This is a genomic window from Sphingomonas sp. TF3, from assembly GCF_003985085.1.
Taxonomy (GTDB): domain Bacteria; phylum Pseudomonadota; class Alphaproteobacteria; order Sphingomonadales; family Sphingomonadaceae; genus Sphingomonas.
In genome coordinates this window covers 143,039-157,576 of the sequence record NZ_RWKS01000012.1, presented here as the reverse complement: position 1 = coordinate 157,576, position 14,538 = coordinate 143,039, and the positions used below count along the sequence as shown (strand labels likewise).

Sequence of the window (14,538 nt, the reverse complement as noted above, 5' to 3'; positions counted from 1 at the left end):
AGTCTATTGATGGCAGATGATATAAATGCGAATCTATCTGGGTTCGATGTGGCATTTATTATACATCCTGTTGCGCACATATATTAACATCTCGCGATTAATTTTAACATTTATCGAAAAAAATTCAAATTACTACTATGTATTTAAATAATATAGTTAACTTTAACGTGTTGGTACTTTCACACTCGCCCCCTACGTACTTCCCGCCCCTCGACCCCGTCGCCGTGCCGTCGCATCCCCCGCAAGCGCACAGCGGGGAGCCAAGCCGATGACCGTCGAACGCCGCTTCAGTCGCCGGGCCACCTTGATCGGGGGCGGGGCGGTGGTGCTCGCTGGGGTGGGGGCGGCCGGGCTTGGCTATCGCGAGCTGGCGTCGCTGGAGGGCTATGATGCCGCCGTGGCGGAGAGCCGCGCTGCGCTGGCGGCGCAGCCTGCGGCACGCGATCTGGTGCGGTTTGCGACGCTTGCCGCCAATGGGCATAACACCCAGCCGTGGCTGTTCCGCATTGGCGAGAACCGCATCGACATCCTGCCCGATCGATCGCGCCGGACGCCGGTGGTAGACCCCGACGATCATCATCTGTTCGTGAGTCTCGGCTGTGCGGCGGAGAACCTGGCGCTGGCTTCGGCGGCGGCGGGGTTGCCGTGCGACGTCGGCTTCGATCCCGCAAGCGGCACGGTGTCGGTGCGGCAGCAGCGCGGCGCGGCGGTCGCGTCGCCGCTGTTCGCCGCGATCCCGCACCGCCAATCGACGCGCGCCGTGTACGATGGGCGCGCGGTTACGCCGGAGGTGCTGCGGCACCTGGCGCAGGCGGCGGCGGAGCCGGGGGTGTCGCTGGTGCTGCTGACCGATCGCCCGCGCCTGAACCAAATGCGCGATCTGGTGGTGGCGGGCAACAGCGCGCAACTGGCCGATGCTGCGTTTCTGCGCGAACTCAAAAGCTGGATGCGCTTCACCCCGCAGCGCGCGCTGGCGACCGGCGACGGGTTGTTCAGCGTGACATCGGGCGCGCCGGTGCTGCCCGAATGGCTGGCCCCGCTGCTGCTCGACCAAGTGTTCACCGCGTCTTCCGAAAACGCCAAATATGCGCGGCAGATGGCATCGACGGCGGGGGTTGCGGTGTTTGTCGGGGAGCGCGCCGACCCCGAGCATTGGGTGCGCGTCGGGCAGGCCTGTCAGCGTTTTGCGTTGCAGGCGACGGCGCTTGGGCTGCGCCATGCGATGATCAACCAGCCGGTCGAGGTGGCGCGGTTGCGGCCCCAACTGGCGCGGCTGATCGGTGCGCCCGGCGTGCGGCCCGATCTGGTGATGCGCTTCGGCTATGGCGCGGGCCTGCCCTTCTCCGCGCGGCGACCGGTGGAGGCGGTGCTGGCCTGAACCGCGCGTCCTCTACGTACTTCCCGAGTCTGCCTGGGCATCGGGCAGCGCGTTATGCTGTGACCACGCGCCACCCGGGGAACGACCATGCCTGCGAACCAACCGATCCGCCATGTCATCGTGCTCGGGCATCCCTCGCCCGGCAGCTTCAACCACGAAGTCGTCCAGCGCTATTGCGCCACCGTCCGCGAAAACGGGCAGGAGGCGGTGGTGCGCGATCTTTACGCGCTCGATTTCGATCCGTGTCTGCGCGCCGATCGGCTGCCCGGTCATGCGACCGGTATGTCCGCCGATGTCGCGCATGAACTCGGGCTGTTGCGGCAGGCCGATGTGATCGTGTTCGTCTATCCGATCTGGTTCGGGATGCCGCCTGCGATCATCAAGGGCTATGTCGACCGCGTGCTGGGCGTGGCGCAGACGCCGTCCTCGATCCGCGACCATCGCCCGGATTCGGTGCTGGTCGGCAAATCCTTCGCGACCTTTTCCAGCTCGGCGACGACGCGGATCTGGCTGGACGAACAGGGCCAGATGGAATCGATCCGCCAGGCGTTCGACCGCTATTTGATGGGCATTTTCGGGCTGCGCGATGCGGGGCACGTGCATTTCGGCGCGATCGTCGCGGATATGGAGGCGCGCTTCGTCGCCGAATGCCTGCTCGAGGTGGAAACGCAGGCGCGCAAGATTTGCAGCGACGTCGCCGCCGCGCGCCACGCCGCCCGCGCGCAGGATGCGGTCGCCGCCTTTACCGGCGACTAAGCGAGCGTTTCGGCGAGGCCGCGCAGCCAATCGCCGACCGCCTGGATGCGCGGCGTTGCATGCGTGTCCTGATGCGTCACCAGCCAGAAGGTGCGCGTCAGATGCACGCTGTCGCCGAGCACGGGCACTAGCGCTGCATCGCGCCTGGCGATGAAATCGGGCAGCACGCCGATGCCAGCGCCCGCGCGGATCATGGCATGTTGCACGGTGATACTGGTGCTGCGCGCACGGGCGATGAGGCCGTCCTGAATTTCCGACAGATAATTGAGTTCGGGCGCGTGGACGTGTTCGGGGACATAGCTGATCAGCGCGTGGCCGTGCAGATCGGCGGCGCTGGCGACCCGCGCGTGATCGGCGAGGAAGCCGGGCGTGGTGTAGAGCCGCAGCCGGTAATCGGACAGTTTGGTCGCGCGCAATTGCCGGTTGCGCGGGCGCGCCAGCATCACCGCCATATCGGCCTCGCGCCTGGACGGGTTGAGGAAGCCCGAGGCGGTGATGAGGTCGATCCGCAAATTGGGCTGGTCGCGGCGAAAGGCGGGCAGAGCGGGGGCTACGACGTGGGTGGCGAGGCCCTCGGCAATGCTCAGGCGCACCTGGCCCGCGAGCGCGGCGCTGCTGGGATCGACCTCGGTCGCGGCGAGCACGGCGGCCTCGATCGTCTCGCTATGGACCAACAGCGCCTGGCCGGTCTCGGTCAGGCGGCGTTCGCCGCCGATCGTCTCGAAGATCGCGGTGCCGAGCCGCTGCTCCAGCCGGGCGAGGCGACGGCCGACGGTGGTAACGTCCACCCCCAGCGCGCGCGCCGCGCCCGCCATGCGCTGCGCCCGCGCGACGGCGAGGAAGATGCGCAGGTCATCCCAGTTTTCCACGGCCACTCCTGCAAAAATGCACTGCCTAGCAGCAAAGATGGAGGGTTGAATGCAAAAATGCTGGGTGGGATAGGGGGGTATAAGCTTTAGGAGAGCGCCATGCGGATCATCGACCACCACATCATGGGTCTAGCGAGCGGCACTGCCGCGCGGACGGGCGAGGTGTTCGATCCCAACACCGGTGCGGTGCAGGCCCAGGTCAAGTTCGGCACACAGGCCGATCTCGATGCCGCCGTCGCCGCTGCGCAAAAAGCGCAGCCGGGTTGGGCCGCAACCAACCCCCAGCGCCGCGCGCGCGTGATGTTCGCCTTCAAGGCGCTGGTCGAAGCGCATATCGACGAACTCGCGCACCTGCTGTCGTCCGAACACGGCAAGGTGATCGCCGATTCCAAGGGCGACATTCAGCGCGGTCTGGAAGTGATCGAATTTTGCTGCGGCATTCCGCATGTGCTGAAGGGTGAGTTTACGCAAGGAGCCGGGCCGGGGATCGATGTCTACTCCATGCGCCAGCCGCTTGGCATTGGTGCTGGCATCACGCCGTTCAATTTCCCGGCGATGATCCCCTTGTGGATGAGCGGAGTCGCCATCGCCACGGGCAATGCCTTCATCCTCAAGCCCTCGGAGCGTGATCCGTCGGTGCCGGTGCGTCTGGCCGAATTGTTCCGCGAGGCGGGGCTGCCCGAGGGCATTTTGCAAGTCGTCCACGGCGACAAGGACATGGTCGACGCGATCCTCGATCATCCAGCGATCAGCGCGGTCAGCTTCGTCGGATCGTCCGAAATCGCGCATTATGTCTACAAGCGCGGCGTCGCGGCGGGCAAGCGCGTGCAGGCGATGGGCGGGGCCAAGAATCACGGCATCGTCATGCCCGATGCCGATCTCGACCAGGTCGTCGCCGATTTGTCGGGCGCGGCATTCGGTTCGGCGGGCGAGCGCTGCATGGCGCTGCCAGTGGTGGTGCCGGTGGGCGAGAAGACCGCCATCGCCTTGCGCGAGAAGCTGATCCCGGCGATCGCCGCCTTGCGTGTCGGCGTGTCGACCGATGCCGAGGCGCATTACGGCCCGGTGGTGAACGCCGCGCACCGCACGCGCATCGAGAACTGGATCCAGACCGGCGTCGATGAGGGCGCGGAGCTGGTCGTCGACGGACGCGGGTTCGAGCTGCAGGGGCATGAGAAGGGCTTCTTCATTGGCCCGACGCTGTTCGATCACGTCACGCCCGACATGTCGGCCTATAAGGAAGAGATTTTCGGCCCCGTGCTGCAAATCGTCCGCGCCGATGATTTCGAACATGCGCTACGGCTGCCGAGCGAGCATCAGTACGGCAATGGCGTCGCGATCTTCACCCGCAACGGCCACGCCGCGCGCGAATTCGCGGCGCGGGTGAATGTCGGCATGGTCGGCATCAACGTGCCGATCCCGGTGCCGGTCGCCTATCACACCTTTGGCGGGTGGAAGCGGTCGGCGTTCGGCGATACCAACCAGCACGGCATGGAAGGCGTGAAGTTCTGGACCAAGGTCAAGACCGTGACGCAGCGCTGGCCCGATGGCGGCGTTGGCGATGGCGCAAACGCCTTCGTCATTCCGACGATGGGGTGATGTGGGTGCGGCGTGCTGCCTTGCCCTTCCTGTTGATCGCCCTGTGTTGCGGCGCGGGTGCCGCATCGGCGAGCGAACTGGTGGGGCCTGGCCGCTTCTGCGGCTATTCTCCGATCATCGACCTTGAAAAGGGTGAGCGAATCACGCCTCTGCAAGGCGGCATTCACGGCGGCAGCTTTCGCTGGGAGGGCAGCTTCGGTACGCTGGAAGTGCTCGGAATGGGGTGGGCTGCTCCTCCCATAGGACCGAAGCTTGATCACCGTTCTAGCGCAGGGGCGATGGTTTATCGTCCGCGCTTCGACGATGGGCGCTATCGGATCGCGATCTGGAATGGCAGGGCTGGCGCTGCCTATTTCTCTTCGCCAACGCCCTTTACGGCAGCGCAAATGGCGGCGATCGACCGCGTTGCGCTTTTCCAGGAAGGAGAAGATCCTGGAAAATGCAACCTTCGGACCGTGTTTTCCTGGGAGTGAAAGCAGGGGTATGACCTTGCACCGGAATTCCTGCGCGCCGCTTGGCGTACCTCGTGGAATGCGGACGTGCGTCTGCAATTGGTGTAGCACGGTCGCACAATGAGCGCTGCCCGATGAACCTCTTGCGCCAGGCCATGTTGGTGGGCGGCATCGTGCTGGTTGCGTTGCCGCTGGCCTGGGCGTTTCTGCCGCGCACCACGGCACCCGTAGTGGTGGCGCAACCGGTCGCGGCCCCTGTTGGCAAACGCATCGCCTTGAGTTTCGATGATGTCCCGCGCGGGCCCGGCGCGTTCTACACCCCGTCCGAGCGCACCGCGCGGCTGATCGCGGCGCTGCGCGCGAGCGGGGTGGAGCAGGCGGCGTTCTTCGCCAATCCCGGGCGGATCGGCGCGTCCAATGATGGCGCTGCGCGGCTGGCGGCCTATGCCGCGGCGGGGCATGTGGTGGGCGACCACAGCTTTGCGCATCGCGATTTGCGCGCGGTTTCGGCGCAGGCGTTTCTGGCGGATATCGACCGCGCCGAGGGCTGGTTGAAGGGCAAGCCCGGCTATCGCCCGTGGTTCCGCTTTCCCGGCCTCAACCAGGGCGGGCGCGATGCGGTGAAGCGGCGCGCGGTGCTGGATGGCCTGGCCGCGCGCGGCTTAAGCGTCGCGTGGGTGACGGCGGATGGGTCCGACTGGAATATCGAGGGGCAGACGATTGCCGCGCGCAAGGCAGGCCAGGCGATCGACGAGGGCGCTTTGCGCGATCTTTATGTCGAGACGATGGTGCAATCCGCCGATTTCTCCGACGCGCTGCTGCGCCGCGTGACCGGGCGTAGCCCGCCGCAGATGCTGTTGCTGCACGAAACCGATGTCGCGGCGCGCTATATCGGCGATCTGGTCGCGGCTTTGCGCCATGACGGCTGGACGATCGTGACGGCGGATGCGGCCTATGCCGACCCGCTCTATCGCCAGAGTGGCGATTTCGACAGCGCCAACGGCACCTTGCCCGAGGCGATCGCTTGGCAGCAGCGCGCGCCCGGCCCGCTTTATTATGCGCGCAACGACAAGCCACTCGCCGATCGGCTGTTTGCAGAACGCGTGCTGCACCGCACGCCCATCGCCACGCCGCGCTGCCGGGTGCAACGCCATCCGTGGCGGCGCGTCTGTTCCCAGACGGCCTTTGCGCCGCGCCGACCTTTACCCCTAGGACTTGCCGCATGACCGACCAGTTTGAGCTCACCGACGACCAGCGCGAGATTCAGGAGCTCGCCCGGCGCTTCACCGCCGATCGCATCACGCCGTTTGCGGCGGAATGGGACGAGAAGCACATCTTCCCGCGCGACACGATCAAGGCGGCGGCCGAGCTTGGCTTCGCGTCGATCTATGTCAGCGAGGAATCGGGCGGCATCAACCTCGGGCGGCTGGAGGCGGCGCTGATCATGGAGGCGATGGCCTATGGCTGCCCCTCGACCAGCGCGTTCATCTCGATCCACAATATGGCGAGCTGGATGATCGATCGCTTCGGCGGGCAGGCGGTGAAGGAGAAATATCTCCCCTCGCTGGTCACGATGGACCGCATCGCCAGTTATTGTCTGACCGAGCCGGGCTCGGGCTCGGATGCCGCGGCGCTGAAGACGCGCGCGGTGCGCGATGGCGATCACTATGTCGTCAACGGCACCAAGCAGTTCATCTCGGGCGGCGGCGAGAATGAGGTCTATGTCACCATGGTGCGCACCGGGGCGGAGGGGCCCAAGGGCATTTCCTGCCTGGTGATCGAGAAGGACATGCCCGGTGTCAGCTTCGGCGCGAACGAGCGCAAGCTCGGCTGGCATTCGCAGCCGACCGCCCAGGTGATCTTCGAGGATGTGCGTATCCCTGTGGATAACCTTGTGGGTGGCGAGGGCGAGGGCTTCCGCATCGCGATGATGGGGCTCGATGGCGGGCGGCTCAACATCGGCGCCTGCTCGCTCGGGGGGGCGCAGCGCTGCCTGGACGAAGCGATCGGCTATACGCGCGACCGCAAGCAGTTCGGCACCGCCATTGCCGATTTCCAGAACACCCAGTTCCTGCTGGCCGACATGGCGACCGACCTCGAGGCGGCGCGCGCGCTGCTGTACATGGCGGCGGCCAAGGTGACCGCGAATGCGCCCGACAAGACCAAATTCGCGGCAATGGCGAAGCGGCTGGCAACCGACACGGGTTCCGCCGTCGCCGACCGCGCGCTGCAACTGCATGGCGGCTACGGCTATCTGATGGATTACCCGATCGAACGCTTCTGGCGTGACTTGCGCGTGCATTCGATCCTGGAGGGGACCAACCAGGTGATGCGGATGATTATCGGGCGGGAGCTGACGCGGCAATGAGCCCTAGCAAACCCCGAGCAACAGGTGGGGCACCCGTAACCCTGGGCTCCTGCCTGCGCGGGAGCACGACGCATGACCGATGATGTTGTGATTGAGAGGGAAGGGCCTGTCGGCCGGATTCGGCTGAACCGGCCCAAGGCGCTGCATGCGCTGACCACCGATATGTGCGTCGCCATGCTGGCGGCGCTCGATGCGTGGCGGACCGATCCGGCTGTTGAAGCGGTCTTGATTGACCACGCCGAAGGCCGTGGGTTTTGCGCGGGCGGCGACATTCGGATGCTCGCCGAAAGCGGGGCGAAGGACGGGGTCGAGGCGCGGGCGTTTTTCCACACCGAATATCGGCTCAACCACCGGCTGTTCGCCTATGCCAAGCCGACGGTCGCGTTCATGGACGGCATCACGATGGGCGGCGGGGTGGGTCTGGCCTGCCCGTGCGATTTCCGTATCGCGACCGAGAACACCAAATTCGCCATGCCCGAAACCGGGATCGGGCTGTTCCCCGATGTTGGCGGCGGGTGGTATCTTTCGCGGCTGCCGGGGCGGATCGGGCAATATCTGGCGCTGACCGGGCACCGGCTCGATGGCGCGGAATGCCATGCTTTGGGGCTGGCGACGCACTATCTGCCGAGCGCTGCACTGGAGGAAGCCAAGGCACGGATCACGGCGGACCCGCAGGCGATTGCCGAGATTCTGGCGGATCGGTCGGTCGAAGCGCCGGTCGCGCGGTTGCTCGATCAGCGCGAGGCGATCGACCGTTTGTTCGCGTCGAACGTGCTGGAGGACATCTTCGCCGCGCTCGCCGCCGATGGCGGGGAGTGGGCCATGCAGACGCTCGCCACGCTCAAGACCAAATCGCCTCAGACGATGAAGGTGTCGCTGCGCCTGCTGCACGAAGGCGCGACGATGCCGACCTTCGAGGACGAAATGCGCCAGGAATATGCGATCGGCGCGCGTGTCGTGCAGCGGCATGATTTTCTGGAAGGTGTGCGCGCGGTGATCGTCGACAAGGACAGTGCGCCGCGCTGGGACCCGGCGACGCCCGAGGGCGTGACCGATCACGTCATCGACCAGATCTTCGCCCCGCTGCCCGGTGCGGAGGCGTGGACGCCCGCCTAGAGTTTTCCGTCACCCCGGCCCTGTGCCGGGGTCCACCCCTCCACCGGGCCGGCGGTTTGCGGCACGGTGGACCCCGGCACAGGGCCGGGGTGACGATTGAAAGAAGGTGCCTATGACCTACGAAACCATCCTCGTCGAACAGCGCGGCGGCGTTACGCTCGTTACGCTCAACCGCCCGCAGGCGCTCAATGCGCTCAACAGCCAGATTCTGGCCGATATGCTCGCGGCGATGGCGGCGTTCGATGCCGATCCGTCGCAAGGCTGCGCGGTCATCACCGGCAGCGAGAAGGCGTTCGCGGCGGGCGCCGACATCAAGGAGATGCAGGCGCAGGGCTTTGCCGACATGTATGCGCATGATTTCTTCGCCGGCTGGGATCGCTTCACGCGCACGCGCAAGCCGATCATCGCGGCGGTAGCGGGCTATGCGCTGGGCGGCGGGTGCGAATTGGCGATGATGTGCGACTTCATCCTCGCCGCCGACACTGCCAAGTTCGGCCAGCCCGAAATCAAGCTGGCGGTGTCGCCCGGCATGGGTGGATCGCAGCGGCTGACGCGCACGGTCGGCAAGGCCAAGGCGATGGAAATGTGCCTGACTGGCCGCATGATGGATGCGGCTGAGGCCGAGCGTGCCGGGCTTGTCAGCCGCGTGGTGCCGGCCGCCGATCTGGTCGAGGAAGCGGTCAAGACCGCCGCGACGATAGCATCGATGGCGCCGCTTGCGGTCAAGGCGAACAAGGAAATGGTCAATGCCGCGTTCGACACCACGCTGGCGATGGGCGTGCAATTCGAGCGGCGGCTGTTCCACGCGCTGTTCGGCACTGACGACCAGAGCGAGGGGATGACCGCCTTTGTCGAGAAGCGGCAGGGGGTGTGGACGGGGAAGTAGCACCAATTCCCCTCCCGTTTACGGGAGGGGTTAGGGGAGGGGGGTCCGGGTGATAAGCACTCGGCTAGCGGCGTGACTGCCCTCCCCCAGCCCCTCCCGCTGTGCGGGAGGGGAGTGAGAAAAAATAGGAGAGAGAGATGACTCGGATCGCCTTTATCGGGCTTGGCAATATGGGCGGCGGGATGGCTGCGAACCTCGCCAAAGCGGGGCATGATGTCCGCGCGTTCGATCTGTCGGCAGATGCGCTCGATCGCGCCAAGGCGGCTGGGTGCCTGCCGATGGCGAGCGTCGCGGAAGCGGCGGATGGGGCAGAGGCGGTGGTGACGATGCTGCCGGCAGGCACGCATGTCGAGGCGGTCTATGGCGATCTGTTTGCCGCCAGCCTGTCGCCGACCGCGATCCTGATCGATTGCTCGACGATCGACGTCGCCACCGCCAAACGCGTGGCCGAGGCGGCGCGCGCCAAGGGGATCACCGCGGTCGATGCGCCGGTGTCGGGCGGGATCGGTGCGGCCAATGCCGGCACGCTGACCTTCATGGTCGGCGGTAGCGACGATGCGTTCGCGCGCGCGCAGCCGATCTTGGCGGCGATGGGCAAGGCGGTGATCCATGCCGGGGCGAATGGCACGGGCCAGGCCGCCAAAATCGCCAACAACATGCTGCTCGGCGCGACGATGGTGGCGACGTGCGAGGCGTTCCTGCTGGCGGAGAAATTGGGGCTCGCGCCCCAGACCTTCTTCGATATTTCGAGCGTGTCGTCCGGGCAGAGCTGGTCGATGACGAGTTATTGCCCGGTGCCGGGGGTCGGACCGGATACCCCCGCCGATCACAACTATCAGGGCGGCTTTGCGACCGCGCTGATGCTGAAGGATTTGAAGCTCGCCGCTGCCGCCGCCAGCGACACGGGTGCGGACACGCCGATGGGGGCGAAAGCGGCGGAATTATACCAGCGCTTTGCCGAGGCCGGGCATGGCGGGCTCGATTTTTCGGCGATCATCACCGCGTTGCGGGGGTGAGCTGAGGACGCGTAGGAGAGGTTTGCCAGAGCCGGGCGATCTCTCCTGAAATCCCCCCTCCCGTTCGTTTCGAGCGAAGTCGAGAAACCAGGCACAGCGCTTGCGGCTGTTTCTCGACTTCGCTCGAAACGAACGGAAAAGAGAGTCACCCCAGGCTCACATCCGCATCGTGCCCGTGTCCATGAAGCGCTGGTGCCAGGACAGCGCTTCGCCCGGCAGCGACGGCGATTGCTGGCCGTAGGAACCCTCCCGCGCCCGCGCATAATAGTCCGCCAGCATCGGGCGATAGTCGGGATGCGCGCATTTCTCGATGATCAACGCGGCGCGTTGCTTGGGGCTGAGGCCCCGCAGATCGGCGAGGCCCTGTTCGGTGACGATCACCTGCACGTCCTGGCTGATATGGTCGACATGGCTTGCCTGCGGTACGATCGCCGAGATCTTGCCGCCCTTGGCGGTTGAGGGCGTCATGAAGATCGAGACATAGGCGTTGCGCGCGAAATCGCCCGATCCGCCAATGCCGTTCTGGATGCGCGAGCCCATCACGTGGGTGGAATTGACGTTGCCGTAAATGTCCGCCTCGATCAGCCCGTTCATGGCGAGGCAGCCGAGCCGGCGGATCAATTCGGGGTGGTTGCTGATCTCCTGCGGACGCAGGATCATCTTGTCGCGATAGCGGCCCATATCGGCATTGAGCCGGGCCGCCGCCTCCGGGCTGAGCGAGAAAGCGGTGGCCGAGGCCATGCGCAATTTGCCCGAATCAAGCAGGTCGAGCATCCCGTCCTGGATCACCTCGGTATAGGAGGTCATGTCCTCGAACGGGCCGTTGACCAGGCCGGTCAGCACCGCATTGGCGATGTTGCCGACGCCCGATTGCAGCGGCAGCAGCGACGCGGGCAAGCGTCCGCGCGCCACTTCATGGGTGAAGAATTCGATCAGATGCCCGGCAATCGCATGTGCTGCTGCATCGGGCGCGGCGAAGGGCAAATTGCGGTCGGGCGCTTCGGTCTCGACGATCGCGACGATCTTGTCGGGGTCGCAGCGGAAATAAGGCTCGCCAATGCGATCGTCGGCGCGGACGAGCGGGATCGGCACGCGGTGCGGCGGCAGCGCGGTGCCGTAATAGATGTCGTGCATCCCCTCCAAAGCGGGGTTCTGCCAGCTATTGACCTCGAGGATGACCTTGCTCGCGCGGTCGAGCCAGGTCTTGTTGTTGCCGATCGAGGAGGAGGGGATCAGCGATCCATCGGCGCGGATGCCCGACACTTCGATCACCGCAGTGTCGAGCGGCCCGAGAAAGCCCTGCCACGCCATTGGCGCGACCTGGCTCAAATGCATGTCGAAATATTCCATTTCGCCGCGATTGATCTTCTCCCGGGCGATGGGATCGGAATTATAGGGGAGGCGGAATTCGATGCCATCGGCCTTGGCCAGTGCGCCGTCGAGTTCGGGGCCGGTCGAGGCACCGGTCCAGATTCGCACGCGGAATGCGTTGCCGGCGGCATGTTCTGCCTCGATCCGCGCGGCGAGCGCCAGCGGGACCGCCTTGGGATAGCCCGAGCCGGTAAAGCCGCTCATCCCGACAGTGCTGCCGGAGGTGATGAAGGTGGCGGCCTGATCGGCGCTCATCAGGCGCGAGCGGAGCGAGTCGCAGGCGATGCGGCTGGTCGTCATTCCATCCCCATTTCAACGATTGTTGTTACGCCGTCGGCTACACGCGTAAAGTCGGGGTAGCGCAAGCGCCTCGCATTGGCTCCCACATGCAATTTTTGCAATTGTCGATCAGGGCCGCGCCATCGCGTGCTTCAGCCGATGGAACAGCGGTCCGCGCGCCGGGGCTTTAACGGTTCGCCCGGTTGCGCGACACTTGCACCGGGCAGCCGGGCGCGGGGCTCGGGCAAGGAGAGAGAGAGACGATGCGCGTGATGGTGTTGGTCAAGGCGACCGAAGACAGCGAATCCGGCCTCCTGCCGACCAGGGCGGCGATGGAGGACATGGACAGGTTCAACCAGGCTCTGGTCGAGGCCGAAATCCTGCAGCCGGGCGGCGGCTATGGCCTGAAGCCGTCGGCGCAGGGAAAGCGCATCGCCTTCGATGGGGCCAGCCGCACGGTCATTGACGGGCCATTTGCGCAGCCGGAGGAACTGGTCGCCGGTTTCTGGCTGTGGACCGTCAAGGACATGGCGGAGGCGGTGGCGTGGGTAAAGCGCTGCCCCAATCCGATGCCGGGGCCAAGCGAGATCGAAATTCGCCCGCTCTATGAGGAAGAGGATTTCGTGTAACGCGCGATTGCGCCGTCCCCACTATTTGATCGGCTGTTTTTCCAGTTTCCGCGCCAGCGTGCGGCGGTGCATCCCCAATTGCCGTGCGGTTTCGGAAATGTTGAAGTTGTTCTCCGCCAGCGTCTGGTTGATCCGCTCCCATTCGAGCGTCTTGATCGAGGTCGGGCGGTTGCCGAGCGGCGTGGCAACGTCACCGCCACCGCCCTCGGCCTTGGCGAAGGCGGCTTCGATGTCGTCGGTGTCGGACGGCTTGGGCAGGTAATTGCTGGCCCCGAGCTTGATCGCCTCCACTGCGGTGGCGATGCTGGCATAGCCGGTCAGCACCACGATCCGGGTGCGTGCATCCTGCGCGTGGATCGCCTGAACGCAGACCAGACCCGACGTGGCACCGAGTTTCAGATCCACCACCGCATAATCGGGGGTGCGCTTGGCGAGCACCGCTTCGACACCGGCCTGATCGGAGGCCAATTCAACGGTATAGCCACGTCGTTCGAACGAGCGGCCCAGCGTCTTGGCGAGCGCCGCGTCATCCTCGACGATCAACAGGTGCTTCTCGGTCATCGCTCGCCCCATTCCAGCGCCGACAGCGGCAGCGTGATCGTCACCGTGGCACCGCCCTCCGCCCGATTGCGGGCGTCGACCGTGCCGCCGAGCTTGCGCATGGCGTTGACCACGAGAAACAGGCCGAGTCCACTGCCGAGCCGTTCGCGCGTGGAATGATAGGGTTTGCCGAGATTGGCGAGCATTTCGGGGGTGAAGCCGGGGCCGGTATCGCGCACCGAAAGCACCAGCGAAGCTCCATCGCGGCTTACGTCGAGCGCGATGGGCTGGCCCGACGCTTCGGCGGCATTGTCGAGCACGTTCCAGATCACCTGTTTCACCGCAGTATCGGCGACGATCGCCATGTCCGCGCCGAAGCGATTGTCATAGACGATCGCTTCCGGCGAATGCTGCACGCGCCATTCGGCGACCACTTCGTCGAAAAAGCGCTTCACGCTGGTGATCGTCGGGTTCTCGCCGCGCGCTTCGCCCGCCGCCAGCAGGATGCCGGTGACGATCGCCTTGCACCGCGCCAGCGCAACCTGCATCTCGCCGATTTCCTCGGCGAAGCTTTCCTGCGCCATCAGTGCCGGGGCGTGACGCCAGTCGTTGACGATCACCGAGAGCGAGGCGAGCGGAGTTCCGAGTTCATGCGCGGCACCGGTCGCGAGCAGGCCCATGCGCACGATATGGTCCTCCTCCGCCGCCTGCTGGCGCATCGTCGCGAGGCGGGCGTCGCGCGCGCGCAAATTGCTGTTGATGCGCGTGACGAAGGCAACCAGCAGCACCGCCACCAGCCCGAAGCAGATCAGCGTGCCGATCATATACAGATCGCCCCAGTCGGTTATGAAGCGCGGCGGCAGCGCCAGCGGGACATGCACTTCGGCCAGCAGGACAAAGGCGGCGCTGGTGATCGCCACCAGTACCCAGCTCGACCAGGCCTCCAGCAGCACCGCGCCCATCACCACCTGCAGCAGATAGAGCGAGATGAACGGGTTGGTCGCACCCCCGCTCTGGTACAGCAGCGCGGTCAAGGCAGCGACATCGAGCAGCAGGCTGGCGAACAGCGCGCTGTTGGAATTGGTCACGCGGCGCGACAATTGTGCCATGCTGACCAGGTTCAGCACGACCAGCGCCGCGACCACCGACAGCATCGGAAGCAGCGGGAGCGGAACGCCCATGCCAAAGCGCACGATCAGGATCGTGGCGCATTGCCCGCACACCGCGAGCCAGCGCAGGTTGACAAGCTGACGCATATTGTCGCGTTCGGTGGTATCGA

Annotated in this window: 14 protein-coding genes; 10 read left to right on the top strand and 4 right to left on the bottom strand. The window is 65.5% G+C overall.

The window, feature by feature from the left end:
* Positions 1 to 268: 268 nt before the first annotated feature.
* Both EJC47_RS12850 and EJC47_RS12845 read left to right on the top strand, forming a co-directional pair.
* The gene (locus EJC47_RS12850; protein WP_126848200.1) at positions 269 to 1,378 is read left to right on the top strand and encodes an Acg family FMN-binding oxidoreductase; all 1,110 of its coding nucleotides are present in this window, start codon (positions 269 to 271) and stop codon (positions 1,376 to 1,378) included.
* 87 nt (positions 1,379 to 1,465) lie between these two features.
* Complete coding sequence (locus EJC47_RS12845; RefSeq protein ID WP_126848198.1) at positions 1,466 to 2,134, top strand: NAD(P)H-dependent oxidoreductase; 669 nt, start codon at positions 1,466 to 1,468, stop codon at positions 2,132 to 2,134.
* On the opposite strand, the gene EJC47_RS12840 is transcribed toward EJC47_RS12845, so the two are convergent.
* Positions 2,131 to 3,003, bottom strand: a complete 873-nt coding sequence (locus tag EJC47_RS12840; protein ID WP_126848196.1) for a LysR family transcriptional regulator — start codon at positions 3,001 to 3,003, stop codon at positions 2,131 to 2,133. The genes EJC47_RS12845 and EJC47_RS12840 overlap by 4 nt on opposite strands.
* A gap of 99 nt (positions 3,004 to 3,102) precedes the next feature.
* On the opposite strand from EJC47_RS12840, the gene EJC47_RS12835 reads away from it, so the two are divergent.
* The 7 genes from EJC47_RS12835 to mmsB all read left to right on the top strand — a co-directional run bounded on the left by EJC47_RS12835 (position 3,103) and on the right by mmsB (position 10,440).
* Complete coding sequence (locus tag EJC47_RS12835; protein ID WP_126848194.1) at positions 3,103 to 4,602, top strand: CoA-acylating methylmalonate-semialdehyde dehydrogenase; 1,500 nt, start codon at positions 3,103 to 3,105, stop codon at positions 4,600 to 4,602.
* 5 nt (positions 4,603 to 4,607) lie between these two features.
* Entirely contained in the window at positions 4,608 to 5,075 is a 468-nt protein-coding gene (locus EJC47_RS12830; protein WP_260591565.1) for a hypothetical protein, read from the top strand.
* A gap of 113 nt (positions 5,076 to 5,188) precedes the next feature.
* Positions 5,189 to 6,280 (top strand): polysaccharide deacetylase family protein, encoded by a 1,092-nt coding sequence (locus EJC47_RS12825; protein WP_126848192.1) that lies wholly within the window; start codon positions 5,189 to 5,191, stop codon positions 6,278 to 6,280.
* Entirely contained in the window at positions 6,277 to 7,422 is a 1,146-nt protein-coding gene (locus EJC47_RS12820; RefSeq protein WP_126848190.1) for an acyl-CoA dehydrogenase family protein, read from the top strand. The genes EJC47_RS12825 and EJC47_RS12820 overlap by 4 nt, the downstream gene beginning before the upstream one ends.
* 72 nt (positions 7,423 to 7,494) lie before the next feature.
* Positions 7,495 to 8,538 (top strand): enoyl-CoA hydratase/isomerase family protein, encoded by a 1,044-nt coding sequence (locus EJC47_RS12815; protein ID WP_126848189.1) that lies wholly within the window; start codon positions 7,495 to 7,497, stop codon positions 8,536 to 8,538.
* Between the two features lie 112 nt (positions 8,539 to 8,650).
* On the top strand, positions 8,651 to 9,424 hold the full coding sequence (locus EJC47_RS12805) for an enoyl-CoA hydratase (protein ID WP_126848187.1): 774 nt from the start codon (positions 8,651 to 8,653) through the stop codon (positions 9,422 to 9,424).
* A 137-nt stretch (positions 9,425 to 9,561) separates the two neighbouring features.
* On the top strand, positions 9,562 to 10,440 hold the full coding sequence (gene mmsB / locus EJC47_RS12800; protein WP_126848185.1) for a 3-hydroxyisobutyrate dehydrogenase: 879 nt from the start codon (positions 9,562 to 9,564) through the stop codon (positions 10,438 to 10,440).
* Positions 10,441 to 10,596: 156 nt separating this feature from the next.
* Here the strand turns inward: mmsB and EJC47_RS12795 are convergent, their stop codons facing one another.
* Positions 10,597 to 12,111, bottom strand: coding sequence for an acetyl-CoA hydrolase/transferase family protein (locus EJC47_RS12795; protein WP_126848183.1), 1,515 nt, complete (start codon positions 12,109 to 12,111; stop codon positions 10,597 to 10,599).
* Positions 12,112 to 12,353: 242 nt separating this feature from the next.
* Between EJC47_RS12795 and EJC47_RS12790 the strand changes: the two genes are divergently transcribed.
* A complete protein-coding gene (locus EJC47_RS12790; protein ID WP_033967349.1) occupies positions 12,354 to 12,719 on the top strand; it encodes a YciI family protein in 366 nt (121 codons plus the stop codon).
* Between the two features lie 21 nt (positions 12,720 to 12,740).
* Here EJC47_RS12790 and EJC47_RS12785 read toward each other — a convergent pair whose 3' ends face one another.
* Together EJC47_RS12785 and EJC47_RS12780 are read right to left on the bottom strand one after the other, a co-directional pair.
* Positions 12,741 to 13,280 carry a response regulator transcription factor gene (locus tag EJC47_RS12785; protein WP_033967350.1) on the bottom strand — a complete coding sequence of 180 codons (540 nt, stop codon included), beginning with the start codon at positions 13,278 to 13,280 and terminating at the stop codon, positions 12,741 to 12,743.
* Positions 13,277 to 14,515 (bottom strand): ATP-binding protein, encoded by a 1,239-nt coding sequence (locus EJC47_RS12780; RefSeq protein ID WP_081988857.1) that lies wholly within the window; start codon positions 14,513 to 14,515, stop codon positions 13,277 to 13,279. Before EJC47_RS12780 ends, EJC47_RS12785 begins: the two co-directional genes overlap by 4 nt.
* Positions 14,516 to 14,538: the final 23 nt, after the last annotated feature.